Genomic DNA, 16,883 nt, shown 5'->3' with positions numbered 1-16,883 from the left:
AAGCGCACTACTTCAAGGGTGCGCTTTTGTGCTTCCCAGTTAACTTGTATTGCCTTAACTTACTGAGCGGCAACAACGGTTAGTTCGACCAAGACATTCGGTCTAGCCATATGTGCTTCTACACAAGCACGAGCTGGTTTTGGCTTATCAGCAACCCACGCATCCCACACTTCGTTCATTTGAGCAAAGTCTTTCATGTCACGCACATAAATAGTAACCGACAAGATCTTTTCAACAGAAGAGCCTGCTTCATTCAACAACTCTTCTACTTGCTGTAAGCAACGCCGAGTTTGTTCTGCTGTATCCCACGCGTCATCACTCGCCGTTTGACCACACAAGTAAACAGTATTGTTATGCTTCACGATTTTGCTCATACGTGCATTTGAGCCAATGCGTTCTATTGTCATTTTCAAGTCTCTTTAAATATCAGGTTTTACGATAAATCCGTTATAACTCACTCTCAAGCAGGAGGCTTACAGCACTTTTCGTTCGTAGCGATTAATCTTAAAGGGGTCTAAATCAAAACGGCTGCTACCTTCACTGATTAGATCAGTCATCACCTGGCCGATAACCGGCCCTAACTGGAAACCATGCGCCGAAAAGGCAAAAGCATGGTAAGCATTCTCACTGCGGACACTTTTACCGATAACAGGTAAATTGTCTGGCATATAGGCTTCTAAGCCCGACCACATACGGTTGATGCAGGCGGTTTTCATAATAGGGAAAAACTCGATTGCGTTGTGCGCACCACTGGCCAACAAGCTGTAATCTAGGCGCGTAGTGTTATTAGCTCGATCCGCAAATCCTTTAGCGCCGCCACCAATGAGTACCGTGCCATTTTCAAACTGTTTAAAAGATAAGGGACGACTCACAGCACCGACTACCGGTGTAGCAAAATGCGGCATTCGAGCCGTAATCATCAACATTGGTGCGCTATATGACATCGGTACATTATCACCGATCATTACTGATATCAGATCAGCCCATGCACCAGCACAATTCACCAGATGCTCTGCTTGATACTGCTGTGTAGCGGTAGACACTAACCAGCTATCACCGACTTTTCGAATTTGCTGTACTTGTTCACCTTCACAAAACAGTGCGCCCTTGCGCTCGGCGGCAATACGAAAAGCCTGAGTCGAGTGAAATGGAATCGCGTAACCATCTTGTTCGGATACCACACCACCAACACAATGATCAGCAACGTGCGGAAGTCGCTCACGCAGTTCTTGCTGGTCGAGCATGACTTCATGAAAATATCCCAAGCCATGCATCTGCTGTTCACGACTGCGCAAGGTGTTCAAATCTGCTTCATCCGCCGCAACATTGATCAACGAGCGCGCTCTAAAACCCGTATCAGCATCAAGCTCATCATCCAGCTGATGCCACATATGCATCGCCGCTTTACTCAGTTCAACTTCTGCAATATTACGCCCTAATAAACGAATACCACCGGCATTCACGCCTGATGCATGGCGCGACACTGTGTCTTTTTCAAGCACAACAACTGATATGCCTCGTTGAGCTAGATGATAAGCTGTGGAAGAACCCTGGATACCACCACCAATCACTAGCACATCACTTTTTCGAATAGCCGTCATTGTGGTTTCTCCTCAAGGCTACTGCCCTTTCCACTAGAAGATGACTTTGTAGAATGAATAATAGAAGGAGTAACCGCAGGCGCCACATCGGTAAAACGACTTAACTCTTGTAAGGTTACTAATCGCATAGGCGTCCGTAACCGATAATAACCAACGTCGGCCACAGGCTCGTTCCGCCAGTCGGCTAACAACTCACTGACCGTATGGCCACACATGCGCCCTTGGCAAGGCCCCATACCACAGCGTGTCTGGCTCTTCAGCTGATTAGGATCTCTGCCACCTTGAGCAAAGCCCTGCTTTAAATCTTTAACCGTGCGCTCTTCACATCGACACACAACGGTATTCTCATCTGTCGGCTTGCGATGCTGGTCTATAGGTCGGTATAAACAGTCTATAAAGCGGCGAAATCGTTGCTGGCGAGCCATAAAGCGTTGATCTTCAGCCGCTTCCGTTACGGCCTGTTGCTCGCTCATCAGCCCAAGGCTCACTAGCTGCCCCAGCGCACAAATTCGTCCCATCGCAGCCGCTGAATCGGCACCGACGATACCACTAGAATCACCTGCCACTGAAACAAAACTCTGTGAACTCTGGCCCCAGCTATTGGTGGTAGGTTTCCAGCACAACTGCTGCTCACACCAATGGTGCTGTACTCCTAGGGCCCGAGTCATATTTAAATTAGGGATCACACCCTGATGTAAAAAAACATGATCGCTCACAATTTCATGCGAATTACCTGACACACAAAAAGATACTCCAGCAGCGGTATCACTACCCATGACTTGGAGGTTATCTGCAAAACGATACACTTGAGTACCTGACTTGCGAATTTCATTCATCAAGCCTAGCCCTTTAATCAACATAGCAGACGCACTCAACGCACCTGCTATTTCAGACATAGAACGTACATAATTTGTCTTAGGGGTGGTGTCCACCAGCGCTTTAACTTTAACGCCAAGGCGCAGATACTGAGCTACTATCAGATATAACAACGGCCCTGTTCCGGCAAACACAGCACCATCACTTACTAGGCCATCGGACTTAAGCATCACCTGCGCACTGCCCGCAGACATCACACCTGGAAGATGCCAACCAGGAATAGGAAATGGACGCTCCATAGCGCCGGTTGCAACAATAATCTGTCGTGCGGTTAGCCGTTGAGTTTCTCCTTCTAATGAGAACAATACCTCACCGTTATTACCCACATGCCAAACATTAACACCACAAATATGCTCAGCAGCACTGCGCTTAAAGGCAGCGGTAATCTGCTTTCCTTTAAGGTAATCCTCACCTAAAACAGCAGAATTAGCCAAAGGACTGGCATCGACATTACGGTAAATTTGACCACCACTGCGTGGTTTATCATCAAGCACCACAACGCGTGCACCCGCTTTTGTTGCGGTAATCGCAGCAGACATACCCGCAGGGCCAGCACCAATAATGGCAATGTCATAACTGTTATTGAAAGAAGGAGCCGTAAGATTATCAGCCATGATGTCCTCCCACATTCTCAGCTAGCATTGATATAGCATCAGAAGGGGTTATCTCAGAAGAAGTAAGCAATGAAGTTTGTTCTGTGATTTTTTGAGAGCGAACAGCCATACCCTCTTTCACTTCAAAAAGGCATGCTTGTTGATTTGGCATTCCGTTAATTTCGACCATACATTCAAAACAGACTCCCATGGCGCAATATGCCGAGCGCGCTTTGAAAGTCACTGGAGATAGCCGAGTAGTGGTTTCACCCGCCAACGCCATAGCAGCCCAAACCGTCTGACCTTGGGGTGCTGTCACCAACATACCATTAATTGTCAGATTGACTAATGAACGCTGACTCTGCTTGTCATTTAGTGAACGAAACATATCCTCATACCTATCTTCAATGGCAGATTTTGGGTAAAAAAATCCCGGCGACACAATCTAAATAAATGTCGAAAACTCATATATCTAATTAATAGTGACCGACAAAGGCATGGCACCGGGCAAACACTCATGGAAAAAGTAGTGCTAACAGCAGTGTTAACTACAACCCTTAGTTAGCGATCTGATCTAGGATCTCCTGTCCCCATTCAGCACCAACATCTTCCAGAATTTGTGGCCATACTTCGGCACGCGCTTTTGCAGCAGCAGCGGCTAACTGACTATCGGTTAACTTAACGATGGTAGCTCCGTATGCCTCAAGCTTCTTTTCGTTAGCTGTCTGATCAGATTCAGCTTTAGCCCAGCGACGCACTTCAAAATCAGAGGCGGCTTTACGTAATGCTGTCTTATCCTCATCATCCAAATCAGCTAGGGTTTCAGCGTTTACAATCATGTACCACACTTCAAAGTGGGTGTTCACTGGGATATAGGTTTTGGTAACATCACGAAAAGATGCGTAATAACCTTCTGCACCCGAACCAATTACTCCATCAACAACACCTGTCTGCACGGCAGTAAATGCTTCAGAGAACGGGATAGGAGAGCTGATATAACCCAGAGCATCTGCTGTTAGCTGAAAACTTTTAATCCCAGGCACACGTACTTTAATACCTTTCGCTACATCAGGATTACCCGGTGAAACCGCATCACGGTTCAAAGCTACGCCGCCAAAGTAGACAGGGTAAGCAGCCAGCATCTCTATATCTTGCTTGGCATACAGGTCTTTCATGGCCTTGTTGATTGCACCACCTGGACCATAAATTTTCTGTGCATCTTTCCAGTTAGCTGCCACATACGGAAATGCACTGATCTGCATTCTACGTGATGTCGCTGTTGCAGCAGGCTGTACTGCCATATCAATAGCGCCAATGGAAATACGTTCTTGTACTGTGGTGTAATCGCCCAACGCGCTGGCAGCAAAGATCTTTAATTTCAAATCTCCACCTGTCGCTTTTTCGATATCAGCTGAAAGCTCTTTAAGCTCTAAGTCAATCGTCGCGCCCTGAGGACGAATATGGCTAATCTTTAGCTCAGCAGCCTCACTGATAGTAGTGAATGCTAAAGTACTCGCTAGTACTGCTGTGGTTAAAAGTGACTTTTTCATTACAGAATCCTCTTTCGTTTTTAGATTTTTAGTAGCCAAAGAAGTTAGGCAAAAACATCGATAGGTCGTCCCAGAACGATGTCAGGAATACTACTGGCAGGTAGCCAGTAAGAATCAGTAGCATGGCAGGACGGATAACTTTAGTTACCGGCACCTTACCAATGCGGGCACCGAGATACAGGATTGAAGCGTAAGGAGGTGTAACACCACCCATCGCAGTATTCACACCCATAATCGCAGCAAACTGAATAGGACTGATGCCAAGCGCACCCATCAAAGGCAGAAGCAGCGGAGCAATCAGAATAATAGCGGTGACATCGTTAACAACCATGCCGACCAAGAAGAGCAAAATATTAATCAAAACTAATAAAACAGCTTTGTTTTCAGTAATTTCGAAAATTGATTCGACGATTGCCTGCGGTACGCTTTCTACCACAAAGATCTGTGACAAAATCATACTGAACAAGATCATCAACATAATGGTACCCACAGAGGTTGATGCTTCTTTTGCTGCCGCTAAAAATGTCTTTAGATCAAGTCCTTTATAAATCCAGAAACCTACTGGAATAGCATAAATAACCGCAACAGCTGCCGCTTCAGTCGGTGTCATAATGCCACCGTAAATACCACCTAAGATAATGACGGGCATCAGTAGTGCAGGCGTCGCATTAAAACCACGAGTCGTTGCTTCAGCGACAAACGCTTTACCTTTAAGGCGCTCATTCAAAACCAAAGGAAACTTTCGAGCTAACCAAATGTTAACCACGGAGAAGTTAAACATGATCAATAGACCAGGCCCTAGAGTCGCCAGAAAGCATGCCAAAATAGAAGTATCGGTCACCCAGCCATAGACAATCATAGTAACGCTTGGTGGAATCAACAGCCCTAATAGCGAGGCATTCGCGATAAGCGCTGTTGCATATTCACGCGGATAGCCTTGCTTTTCCATTTCAGGAATGAGGAGCGGACCAATGGCCGCAACACCCGTCAAACCCGAACCTGAAATAGCACCAATCAATGCACAACTAACGGTCGCGACTACGCCAAGACCACCACGTAAGTGCCCCACAAAAATATTAACAAAGTTGAGCAAACTGGCGGCTATGCCACTGACACTCATGATGGTACCAGCAAAAACAAACAGCGGTATCGCTAACAGAACTGGGTTACCTAGCTGCTGGAACCCCCACAGCATATTACCTTTCATGATGACATCACCTAAGTAATACATCACCATCAGGCCTGCGCCAAAACAGTAAGGAAGTGGCAAGCCCAAGGTCAACACAACAACCAGAACAGCCACTGCTATCAGTGCAACTTCTATCATTTTATTGCTCCTTATCAGTAGTCAGGTCGCAGATGTGGTTCCACAAGTGCCACGCGGTGTAAAGCATCATCAAGACCATGCCAATCAACAAGGCCACATCAACATAGAAAGTAGGAATGTAGAGCGTTGGGCTCTCTTTCCATACACGCAGAGAGTATTTGGTGAAGTCCCATGCCCAATACGTGAGCCAGCAACCGATAACCAAACTCAGCACCTCGCCGACAATAGCCAATACCGTGACTTGCTGCTTGGTCTTCAGGAAAATTTCCAACACGTTAGCTCGAATATGCGTGTTTTCACGCGAAGCATTCACTGCACCTAACATGTACAACCACAACGTTGGGTACAGCAGCGATTCCTCCAACCCCATAACTGGGATTTCAAGCACGTAACGTGTGATTACTTGGATAAACTGACCACCTGCTACCAGGCAAATCAGCCCGGTTAGTAGATAGCTAGCAAATTTGTTCATCAGGAAGCTCCTCACCACATTTCTTATCATTATTTGTAGGGTCATAATTACAACCCCTAGGTATAAAATCAATTTCAAAATATTGATATATCCATAATATTAAATTATGGATATTGGTTATTTTTAGTAATAACATGGAGTTAAGAATTTCTGGAACTTACCCGTAGCTTTACTTTCTTTATAAGCAGTGTAATTTTCGAATCTTTAGCCATTCACTGAGCAATGTTTTAAGAAAGTATTCAGAATGAAACTTGTAGAAAAAGGCAGCCAACGATGAACATCACCATTCGCCAGCTTCAGTGTTTTCGGGAAGTAATGCGCACAGGCTCTATCTCAGAAGCGGCCCGTACATTACAAAGAACACAACCTGCTGTAAGCAACATGATTGCTACATTAGAAGAAGAGTTAGGTGTTGAGTTATTTGAAAGGCAGCGCGGGAGACTCATCAGAAAACCAGAAGCGCACTACTTTCTTGAAGAAGCCGAGCACATTCTAAACCGCCTTAATAAAACCTCTCGCACTATGAAAGAAATTGCTGGTCTTGAACAAGGGCGCCTGCGCATTGCCTGTATGCCAGCTGCTGCCAATTACCTTATGCCAAGATTAGTCGCTGACTTTGTAAGAGATAAACCCAAGGTCAATGTATCAATGATGATGCGCGCCTCGTCTGTCATCGAAGGCTGGGTCACATCGCAACAATATGATGTTGGTTTAGCAGAAACACCACCGCCTAATAGGGCCCTAACCGCAAAAACATTCGAGTTACAATGCGTCTGCGCACTTCGTAAAGATGACGAGCTAGCAAAAAAAGAGTTTCTCACACCACAAGATCTATCAGACAGCCCGCTTGCCACATTAGAAGAGGATCATCCCAACTATCAATCAACGCTGTCTGCTTTTAAAACATCAGGAGCAAAGTTCACTCCCCGGTTTGAATTAAGAAACTTTCAACCCGCATTAAAGTTGGTGGAAGAAGGGTTGTGCTACTGTATTTGTGATCCAATGACAGCCAGTGGTTACCTAGATCGTTTTGACGATAACGCTAAACTCACCTTCCGACGCTTCACTCCAGATATAATACTATCAGTATCTGTGCTTACCCCCGCTCACCGACCAGCCTCTGTTTTAGCCAGTCGCTTTACTAGTATTCTGGCTGATGAAATTGAAAGAATGAATGAACAATTCAAATAAGCACAAGAGATATCAGTACCTAGCTGAACTCTCTTGTTTATCACCTGTCATAAAGCTATATAAAATACGCTTCAACCCGTTGAGCCAACCGCGAGAACACATTATGACTCACCCTTCTCTTTTTGCAGGCCTGATTTTCATGGCCAGTGCAGCACTTCCTATCACTGCTTCTGCTTCACAGCTTTTCGAGCAATCAGGCGCTGTACCGCAACTTATTGAGTTATACACATCAGAAGGCTGTTCTAGCTGCCCTCCGGCTGATCGTAATTTAAATACTTTACTGAATGACCCCGAGCTATGGAGCAAGCGGCTCCCCGTAGCGTTCCATGTTGATTACTGGGATTACATTGGCTGGAAAGATACTTATGCACAGCCCCTATTTACAGAGCGCCAATACCGGTTAAAGAAATCAGGGGCAATTAATAGCATATATACGCCAGGCTGGGTTGTAGATGGTAAGGAATGGCGTGGGTTTTTCTTAGGCCAGAAACTGCCCGATACACCCACGAGAAAAGGTGGGCATTTAACCGTTAATGTAGATGATAACCAGCAGGTATCTATCAATTACCAAGGTGACCAAAGTGCACCTACCGACTTGACTGCACATCTTGTATTGATGACATTTGATCAACGATCCAACGTGACTTCAGGCGAGAACAAAGGGAAAAACATGCTTCATAACTTTGTGGCCGTTCAAAAAGAGCACGTGCAGCTTCCAGCACAAAACGTGGACATACCTTTATCTAAACTCGATACATCACAACGCCAAGCACTTGTTGTATGGCTTACTTCAGCGGATAACTCACAGCCATTACAAGCCACAGGAGGCTGGTTAAAGTAACAATGCACAAGCAACATACACGTCCTTTTATTAGTAGCGTTTTAGAATGATCGTTCCAGAAATGTCATTTTTAGGTTATAAGTGAAAATGAAAGTTATTAACAGTACAGCTCACTAACATTTTCAAAGCTTCATTCAGGAGAGAATATGAAACTTATTGGTTCAGGAATGTCACCTTATGCACGCCGTATCCGTCTTTTTTTAGAAGGCCAAGATTACGAGTTTATTAACCTGAATATCTATTCTCCTGAAGGCCGTGAAGCATTAGCTACATATACTCCGGCGATGAAAGTTCCGGTGCTGGTTGATGCACAGCAGAAGATTTATGACTCACGCGCTATTCATCGCTACTTAACTCAGAAGCACACAGCCAAGCCTCTTAGCTGGGATCAGGAAAACTTATTATCGCTGATTGATGCGGCGAATGACTCTTTTGTAATTTTGCTAATGGCAGCTCGCTCAAACATAGACACCGAAGCGGACGCTCTTATTCTAAACCTGCAGAAAGAACGTATTGAAAGAACAATGCCCTTATTAGAGCAATCCATAATCGATGGGCAATTTCCTGAATGGGATTACCCTTCCATTTGTCTATTCTGTCTCCTAGACTGGGTTAATTTTCGAGAGTTATGCGATCTTTCTGTGTATCCACATTTATCGAAATTTCTTTCTGAGAAAAGTGCGTATCCAGCTGTCGAAACAAGCAACCCTCGCAGTGCTTAGTGCCTAATTTACTACCTACTACCTTAGAAACGCATTCGTAACTCGATATACACGAATGCGTTTTTAATTCCCTTTTTACAGCAATCAATTACATCTAATCAAAAATTCTAAACTACAATTATATATAAGAATTATAATAAAATTGGTCATACATGAACCACATACACTTTGTGATAAAAAAGCGCGGCATATTACTTGTTTACTTGTGGTCAGCCTGCTTATTTTTTTTACTCTCTAACAGTAGCCTTGCTAATACAGAGCAGATCATCCTATCTGCTGAAGAAAAGTCTTTCATAAGTCAACATCCCACTATCGTGCTTGGTACAGACAAATCATGGGAGCCCTATGTAATCGTAACGCCTGATGGAGGCACATCGGGTTATGATGCCGAAATACTATCAAGAATTAACCAGCTAACCGGTGCTAACTTCACACTATCAGCTGGAAAATGGAGCGAGATGCAATTAAAAGTTAAAGCTCATGAAATTGATGGCCTTAGCACAGGAACCGCTGCTGCTGAGCGGGCTTCTTATCTCAACTTCAGCACCCCCTACTTAACATTACAAAAATCTGTATTTGTCTCTACAGGTAACCCGCTAGCCATAAAAACTCCAGAAGACTTACAGAACAAAACACTGGTTATCCAAAAAGGAAACCTTTCTGATATTAAACTAGCTGAGCAGTACAAAAACACCCATATCCTTTATGTCGATACAGTTGAAGAGCTTTTTTCTGCTATATCCACTGGTGCCGCCGATGCAACCTTTGGTAACGGAGCAACACTTTATCTAGCTAACAAATTAGGCATGCCGTACCTAAATGTTGCTTTTCATCTACCCCAGCAATTAGATTTGGTTTTCGGCGTAAGAAAGGACTGGCCCGCGGCTATTTCAATTTTAAATAAAGCACTAGCTACACTTAGCCCCCATGAAAAAGTCCGCATACAAACTACATGGTTTAGTGCCCAATCCTTGTCACAAATAAAGAGCAAAAAAAATGGACTTACTCTCACCTCTTATGAAAAAAACTTAGTTGATAAAGCACCTCATATACATATGTGTGTAGGACCAAACTGGTTACCTTTCACATCTATCAATACAGACCAAACATATGAGGGTGTTACGGCCGATTTTATGGCTATCATTAGTGAGCGACTTTCTACGAACTTTACCCTTGTACCCACCTCTCAATGGAGTGAATCAATCACTCTTATGAAAGAGAAGTCCTGCGACATTATTACGGCAATAACACCAACACAAGCACGCACTAAATTTCTGAACTTCACACAACCGGTACTCACATCGCCTATAGTACTCGCGACCCGCCAAGACCAGTTTTTTATCACTGATCTCAACAGCATTACAGATAAACCCATAGCTATTATTAAAAACAGCGCAGCCGCCAGCTTAGTAAAGCAGTACTATCCTCAGTTGAACATTGTTGATGTAGCCTCTATTAAAGAAGGTTTAATGAATCTCAGTGAAGAGAAGGTATTTGCTTACATCGACTCCCTCGAAGTCATCGCACACAATGTCAGTAAAGAGCATTACGTTAATATAAAAATTTCTAGCACACTGCCCATAGAGTTTGACCTTGCCATAGGTGTACGTAAGGACTGGCCTGAATGGGTGCCTATTCTTAACAAGGCTATACAAAGTATCTCTGAAGAAGATAAAAGAAAAATCCAAAACCATTGGATCGGTATCAAGTATGAAAAAGGATTCGACTACAGTCTGATATGGGGTACTTTAGTGGTTATTTCAGTACTGATTTTTTTAGTTATTTACCGCTATCGAGTCATTGCTGGATACAACACAAAACTAGAAGAGCTTAACCAAAAGCTCGCTAAGCAAGCCATGACTGACCAACTCACACAACTTCCCAATCGCTACTTGCTCGATCAAGAAATACAAAGAGTTATTGCATCATCAAAACGTTATCAAGAACCTTTTTCCATGGTGCTGTTTGATCTTGACTACTTTAAAGATATCAACGACAAATATGGACACCAGGTAGGCGATGAAGTACTGATGCATGTAAGCAGCGAAATGGGGCGAGCCACCCGCGATGCAGACCTGTTAGGCCGCTGGGGGGGAGAAGAGTTTTTACTGGTATGCCCTAAAACTAGCCTATCAGGCGCACTTAAACTCGCCAATAAAATCCGTGTGCATTTAGCACAACAGCGTTTTTTAACGGGAAAAAAAATAACATTGAGCGCAGGGGTTGCTGAGTTTGGTAAAGACGAAAACTATCAGTCTATGCTCAAACGCTTGGATGACTCACTCTATATAGCGAAGCAATCAGGAAGAAATACCGTACGTTACAGCGAGACCTCTAACGAAAATGAGAGGTGACATAAATTTATATCTAGGTACAAAAAAACCGGCCTAAGCCGGTTTTTAAAAAAATCGCTAATTACTTAGCCATTTTCTGCATTTCTTCCATTGCATTCTTACTAGCAGAAGTTGCTAAGGCAGTAAAAGCTTCGCCCTGAGTTTTTAGCATTTCGAACAAAGCAGTGTTAGCAGCAACGTTGAATTTAACAACATCTTCTGGAGTTTTAAGTTCTTTAGCTTTTTCTACTTCAGTTTTAAAGAAAGAAGCTAGGTCTTCGCCTGCTTTTTTCTGTAATTCAACAGACTGGTTGATTGTAGCAGCCTGAAGAGTCATAAGAGTTTTAACAGCTTCAAGTGGCTTCTGCATATCGATGTTGTTAGTCATGGTATATCCCCGAATTAATTAATAAGTAATGGTGCACTGCACAATGATGATCATTCTATACAGTTTTAGCTCCCTGTCAACAACTTTGTTGCAGTGCAACAAAGCAATTCGTAGCCCAATGTCTCACACCTTTATGACAAAAAAGTGACTATAAATAGATTGGAGCTCTCAATAAAATACACTGAACTCAGCGCATAAGTGTATTTTATTGTTCAAGCGATTATATTAAAGGTCTCTATACTTAAGGTCAGACTATGAAAGCACTTGTTATCACACTACTGCTGAGTGCCATATCTGGTTCTGTATTTGCCACAAATGTGCGTATCGCTGTAGCCTCTAACTTTACAACAGCAGCTCAAGCGCTTTCGACTGCTTTTACACAAAAGACCAAACACAGTGTACAAATCAGTTCTGGTTCAACAGGGAAACTCTATATCCAGATACGCCATGGAGCTCCGTTTGACCTCTTGTTAGCGGCTGATATGGATCGCCCGCATAAGCTCTACACTGAAGGCTATACAAATACCGAACCATTGCTCTATGCCACAGGACAGCTTGTACTATGGAGCCGCACCCCTTCAGATGTCATTGATGGAATAGAAATGCTGAGCAACGGCACTGTCAAACGACTAGCCATCGCTAATGCCAAAACCGCTCCTTACGGCAAAGCAGCTCAAGAGGTCTTAAATAAACTAACGGCCACTCACAGCTCTTGGAAACTCATTCGAGGAGACAATATTGCACAGACATATCAATTTGCTGCAAGTGGTAATGTCGACGCTGCTTTTGTTGCACGTGCACAAACCGTATTAAATAAGCAAGGTTTCACATGGTTGGTTCCCCAGTCACTCTATTCACCTATTCAACAAGGTGCCATATTACTCAAACATGGCATCAATAATCCTGCTGCAAATGCTTTTTATCGATTTTTAAGCAGTGATGAAGCAAAATCAGTTATTCAACGTTATGGCTATATTACAAGGTAATTAAATAACAGATGTTAGATGCAATTTTACTGACATTAAAGCTCGCCACCCTAACCACCATCATATTACTCATCATAGGGATACCTTTGGCATGGTGGCTGGCGCGCTCACGCGGTCTATTCAAAGATACGATAGCAACGTTAGTCAGTATGCCGCTGGTATTACCACCTACCGTGTTAGGCTTCTATCTACTCATCACGTTAGGACCAGATAGTCCCTTAGGTAACTTGCTTTCTTCACTTTTTGGCGGGCCGCTTACCTTCACCTTCAGTGGGTTAGTTATAGGCTCAGTCATATTTTCACTGCCTTTTATGGTTCAACCATTACGCAATACTTTTGAGTCAATCGGCAATCGTCCTTTAGAGGTTGCTGCAACATTACGAGCCTCCCCTCTAGATACCTTTTTCTCTGTTGTGTTGCCTCTTTCAAGGAATGGATTACTCACTGGTTCAATCATGTCTTTTGTACATACATTGGGTGAGTTTGGTGTCGTACTGATGATTGGCGGTAACATACCCGGAGAAACCAAAGTACTGTCTATCGCTATTTACGACTTCGTTGAATCGTTGGAGTGGGCCCAAGCTCACCTGATTGCCGGTGGCATGCTGGGTTTCTCTTTCATTGTCATTCTCAGCATGACGCTACTAGAGCGCAATAGCCGGAAGGTAGGTGATGTATGAGTAAGCAATTGCACATCTGCTTTAAGACGCCTCTTGAGCACTTCACTCTAGACGTCGATATAAAAATCCCAGCGACAGGAGTTACTGTTCTATTCGGCCCTTCGGGGTGTGGAAAGACAACACTTTTAAGATGCATTGCAGGACTGCATAAAGCAGAGAATGCCCAGTTGAGAATTAACGATGATATTTGGCAAGAACCTGCATCCTACCTACCGGCCTATATGCGCAAGGTGGGTTATGTTTTTCAGGAACCCAGCTTATTCCCTCACCTAAATGTCACAAAAAATTTATTGTTCGGGCATAAGCGCGCACAGCAACAAGGACAGTTATCGTTAAATGAGGTCAGCCAGCTACTAGGAATATCTCACCTGTTACAACGCATGCCTAACAAATTATCAGGTGGAGAAAAACAGCGTGTCGCCATTGGCCGCGCACTACTATCCAACCCTGAAATACTCTTAATGGATGAGCCACTCTCTGCCTTAGATTACAGCACCAAAGCCGAAATCATTCCCTATCTCGAACAGTTACATGAGCGCCTATCAATTCCGATTGTGTATGTGACACATGCGCTTTCTGAAGTAAAAAGCATGGCAGACTATATCGTATTACTAGAAAAGGGAAAGGTCAGCGCTCAAGGTCCATTAAAAGAGATGTTACTCGACCTGACTGCACCCCTGGCTCGTTTCAGCAATGCAGGTTCACTCATCGATGCGATCGTTAGTCATTATGATAAGCACTATGACCTGACAGAATTTAGCGTTGATGGCGGAACCGTCACAGTGCCTGGGAATATTGGTGCTATAGGGACTCGTAAACGAATTCATTTGAGCGCTAACCACATTAGTCTGGCTCGCACGCCCGCTAACGACTCCACTATTGTTAATATACTGCCTGTGACTATTTTAGAGATTGATCAAGCCAGTAGCGCGCAATGTAATGTTCGCTTACAACTGGGCCAAGATAGCCAAATTTTGGCGCGTATTACTCGTCGTTCTAAAGACCAGCTAGCACTGTCCGTCGGTGACCAGCTCTACGCTCAAGTAAAAGGTGTGTCGTTGGTTAAACTGTAGTGCGTATTCTTCTTTTATCAGCCTATGATGCTGACAGCCACCAATACTGGCGCAAAGGGTTAGTAACCCACTTTCCTGAGCACCAATGGACAGTGCTGAGCTTACCAGCCAGATATTTTTCATGGCGCTTGCGTGGCAATAGCCTCAGTTGGGCATTTGGTGAGTCAGCTGAGCAATTGCAGCAGCCTTATGATTTGGTGATCGCGACCTCGATGACCGACTTATCCAGTCTCAGAGGGTTTGTTCCTGCACTCGGGCAAATTCCAACGCTGTTATATTTTCATGAGAACCAATTTGCTTACCCAGAGTCAGGCCAAGAGTTTAAAAGTGTTGAGCCTAAAATTTTAAACTTATACTCAGCACTTTCCGCCGACCACATTGCTTTTAATACTCACTACAACCGCAACACTTTTATTGAGGGTGCTAGCGCCCTACTTAAAAAATTGCCCGACCAAGTACCCGCAGGATTAGCAGCACAACTACAAAAAAAATCCAGTGTGTTAGCAGTCCCCCTTAACGATGAGTGCTACCTAACAACACAACCTAAAGCAGGCCCATTACATATTGTTTGGAATCACCGTTGGGAATTTGATAAAGGCCCTGAGTTTCTTTATAACGCATTGAAAACTATTGATAAGGATGGCGTAAACGTCACCTTCTCAATTGTAGGCCAACAGTTTCGGCGATCCCCTGAGGCCTTCAATAATATAAAAATACAATTCCCGTCATTACTAAAACACTGCGGCTTCATAGAGTCAGCCACAGAATACCGCCAGCTACTACAAAACGCTGATGTCGTATTATCAACCGCTCTACACGACTTCCAAGGTATTGCTGTACTTGAAGGCGTAGCTGCGGGCGCACTCCCTGTAGTACCCAATCGATTAGCTTACCAAGAGCTATTTAGTGAGCAGTATCGCTATTTCTCACAAGACCAACAAACAGGTGCAAACGAAGAAACCTCCTCCTTAATCTATATGTTAACAAAGCTTGCTACACATAAAGAAAACAACACACTCCCCACAGCACCCGCTATTGATGCATTCAACTGGAAGCATCTAAAACCCAAGTACCAAGAACTTATGGACTTAACTATTAAACGCTTCTCAAGAAAACTTATAAACTAAAAAGCTTTCTACATTAGACCTAACCCTAGTCAAAACGCTTGCCTTTTATCTTATTTAACTTAATCATTAGCAAGAACTAATGTACAACCTGTTAAATAATAAAACCAAAAGGCTTTCGTTATGTTGCAAACAGTCAAATCCTTGAGCTTAACATTGGGCTTAGGCCTACTCATCAGCGCTAGCAGTATTGCGGCGGCAGAAATTCAAGCAGATCGCTACCCTGAATCATTACTCTATGACAAACCCATCAAGGTGGCTGATAACGTCTGGTCTGCCATAGGCCAGACTCAGTACTACAGTTATGAAAATGCAGGCCACAATAATAATCTATCTTTTGTCATCGGCAACGATGCCGTTCTTGTTGTTAATGGCGGCGCGTCTTACTTGCTCGCTAAAGCCCTACACGATGAAATTAAACAACATACCGATACACCCGTTAAGTTTGTCGTTGATGAAAACGGGCAATCGCATGCCATGCTAGGTAACAACTACTGGAAAGAGCAAGGGGCCACTTTAATAGCTCATAGCGACGCCGTAGAAGAGATTGAATCGCATGGGCCAGATGGTTTATCAAGCCTAGAAAAAATCCTCAAAGAGCGCGCAGAAGGCTCACGCCTTGTAGAAATCGATCAAACCTTTGATGATAAAATGACACTGGACTTAGGCGGTATCAGTGCCGAGCTCATTCACTTTGGTCCAGCCCACTCAGCTGGCGACATCTCTGTTTATATTCCTCAGCGAAATGTATTAATCGCTGGTGATATTGCCTTTCATATACGTTTACTGCCAATCTTTCCTGATACAGACACTGCGGCTTGGTTAGAAACATGGAACACAACGTTTACAGCATTCGCCAAAGACAAAATCATAATACCGGGGCACGGCGGCCCTACCGACTTTGCAACGGTTGACTTGTGGACACGCGGCTACCTGGAATATATTCGTGGAAAAGTAGCTGTGTTGATTGAGGAAGGTGGCAGCCTAGAAGATGCTTACCAAATAGACCAAGCACCTTATCAGCACCTAGAGACATTTAAAGAGCTCGCCGCTAAAAACGCAGGCCGCGTTTTTGAAGCAATGGAATTTGAATAAACTGAAATTTAAATAAAAGGAAGTTCGAAGA

General features: G+C 43.9%; 17 protein-coding genes. 9 read left to right on the top strand and 8 right to left on the bottom strand.

Annotation, left to right across the window (positions count from 1 at the left end; translation table 11 throughout):
- Positions 1–59: 59 nt before the first annotated feature.
- The 7 genes from G511_RS0101045 to G511_RS0101015 all read right to left on the bottom strand — a co-directional run bounded on the left by G511_RS0101045 (position 60) and on the right by G511_RS0101015 (position 6,419).
- Complete coding sequence (locus G511_RS0101045; protein ID WP_028467953.1) at positions 60–407, bottom strand: RidA family protein; 348 nt, start codon at positions 405–407, stop codon at positions 60–62.
- Between the two features lie 66 nt (positions 408–473).
- Positions 474–1,601 carry an NAD(P)/FAD-dependent oxidoreductase gene (locus G511_RS0101040; RefSeq protein ID WP_028467952.1) on the bottom strand — a complete coding sequence of 376 codons (1,128 nt, stop codon included), beginning with the start codon at positions 1,599–1,601 and terminating at the stop codon, positions 474–476.
- Positions 1,598–3,091 carry an FAD-dependent oxidoreductase gene (locus G511_RS24780; RefSeq protein ID WP_051221383.1) on the bottom strand — a complete coding sequence of 498 codons (1,494 nt, stop codon included), beginning with the start codon at positions 3,089–3,091 and terminating at the stop codon, positions 1,598–1,600. The genes G511_RS0101040 and G511_RS24780 overlap by 4 nt, the downstream gene beginning before the upstream one ends.
- A complete protein-coding gene (locus G511_RS0101030) occupies positions 3,084–3,458 on the bottom strand; it encodes a (2Fe-2S)-binding protein (protein WP_028467951.1) in 375 nt (124 codons plus the stop codon). The genes G511_RS24780 and G511_RS0101030 overlap by 8 nt, the downstream gene beginning before the upstream one ends.
- Before the next feature lie 169 nt (positions 3,459–3,627).
- Positions 3,628–4,620, bottom strand: coding sequence for a TRAP transporter substrate-binding protein DctP (gene dctP, locus G511_RS0101025; RefSeq protein ID WP_028467950.1), 993 nt, complete (start codon positions 4,618–4,620; stop codon positions 3,628–3,630).
- A gap of 28 nt (positions 4,621–4,648) precedes the next feature.
- Entirely contained in the window at positions 4,649–5,947 is a 1,299-nt protein-coding gene (locus G511_RS0101020) for a TRAP transporter large permease (RefSeq protein WP_028467949.1), read from the bottom strand.
- 1 nt (position 5,948) lies between these two features.
- The gene (locus G511_RS0101015; RefSeq protein WP_028467948.1) at positions 5,949–6,419 is read right to left on the bottom strand and encodes a TRAP transporter small permease; all 471 of its coding nucleotides are present in this window, start codon (positions 6,417–6,419) and stop codon (positions 5,949–5,951) included.
- Between the two features lie 273 nt (positions 6,420–6,692).
- On the opposite strand from G511_RS0101015, the gene G511_RS0101010 reads away from it, so the two are divergent.
- The 4 genes from G511_RS0101010 (at position 6,693) to G511_RS0100995 (ending at position 11,527) form a co-directional block, all read left to right on the top strand.
- The gene (locus G511_RS0101010; protein WP_028467947.1) at positions 6,693–7,610 is read left to right on the top strand and encodes a LysR substrate-binding domain-containing protein; all 918 of its coding nucleotides are present in this window, start codon (positions 6,693–6,695) and stop codon (positions 7,608–7,610) included.
- A gap of 103 nt (positions 7,611–7,713) precedes the next feature.
- Complete coding sequence (locus G511_RS0101005) at positions 7,714–8,451, top strand: DUF1223 domain-containing protein (protein WP_169565699.1); 738 nt, start codon at positions 7,714–7,716, stop codon at positions 8,449–8,451.
- A 146-nt stretch (positions 8,452–8,597) separates the two neighbouring features.
- Complete coding sequence (locus G511_RS0101000) at positions 8,598–9,173, top strand: glutathione S-transferase family protein (RefSeq protein ID WP_028467945.1); 576 nt, start codon at positions 8,598–8,600, stop codon at positions 9,171–9,173.
- A gap of 152 nt (positions 9,174–9,325) precedes the next feature.
- The gene (locus G511_RS0100995) at positions 9,326–11,527 is read left to right on the top strand and encodes a transporter substrate-binding domain-containing diguanylate cyclase (RefSeq protein WP_028467944.1); all 2,202 of its coding nucleotides are present in this window, start codon (positions 9,326–9,328) and stop codon (positions 11,525–11,527) included.
- 61 nt (positions 11,528–11,588) lie between these two features.
- On the opposite strand, the gene G511_RS0100990 is transcribed toward G511_RS0100995, so the two are convergent.
- A complete protein-coding gene (locus tag G511_RS0100990; protein ID WP_028467943.1) occupies positions 11,589–11,894 on the bottom strand; it encodes a hypothetical protein in 306 nt (101 codons plus the stop codon).
- 254 nt (positions 11,895–12,148) lie between these two features.
- Between G511_RS0100990 and modA the strand changes: the two genes are divergently transcribed.
- The 5 genes from modA to G511_RS0100965 all read left to right on the top strand — a co-directional run bounded on the left by modA (position 12,149) and on the right by G511_RS0100965 (position 16,852).
- A complete protein-coding gene (gene modA, locus G511_RS0100985) occupies positions 12,149–12,880 on the top strand; it encodes a molybdate ABC transporter substrate-binding protein (protein WP_028467942.1) in 732 nt (243 codons plus the stop codon).
- 11 nt (positions 12,881–12,891) lie between these two features.
- The gene (modB, locus tag G511_RS0100980; protein ID WP_028467941.1) at positions 12,892–13,560 is read left to right on the top strand and encodes a molybdate ABC transporter permease subunit; all 669 of its coding nucleotides are present in this window, start codon (positions 12,892–12,894) and stop codon (positions 13,558–13,560) included.
- Positions 13,557–14,633: a molybdenum ABC transporter ATP-binding protein gene (modC, locus tag G511_RS0100975; RefSeq protein WP_028467940.1), complete on the top strand. Its 1,077-nt coding sequence runs from the start codon at positions 13,557–13,559 to the stop codon at positions 14,631–14,633. Before modB ends, modC begins: the two co-directional genes overlap by 4 nt.
- Positions 14,633–15,760, top strand: a complete 1,128-nt coding sequence (locus G511_RS0100970; RefSeq protein WP_028467939.1) for a tRNA-queuosine alpha-mannosyltransferase domain-containing protein — start codon at positions 14,633–14,635, stop codon at positions 15,758–15,760. Before modC ends, G511_RS0100970 begins: the two co-directional genes overlap by 1 nt.
- A 120-nt stretch (positions 15,761–15,880) precedes the next feature.
- Entirely contained in the window at positions 15,881–16,852 is a 972-nt protein-coding gene (locus G511_RS0100965; RefSeq protein ID WP_051221379.1) for an MBL fold metallo-hydrolase, read from the top strand.
- Positions 16,853–16,883: the final 31 nt, after the last annotated feature.

The organism is Neptunomonas japonica DSM 18939, assembly GCF_000422765.1.
Lineage (GTDB): Bacteria > Pseudomonadota > Gammaproteobacteria > Pseudomonadales > Balneatricaceae > Neptunomonas > Neptunomonas japonica.
Note: the sequence above shows the minus strand (reverse complement) of the source record. Positions and strands in the feature narration are given on the sequence as shown.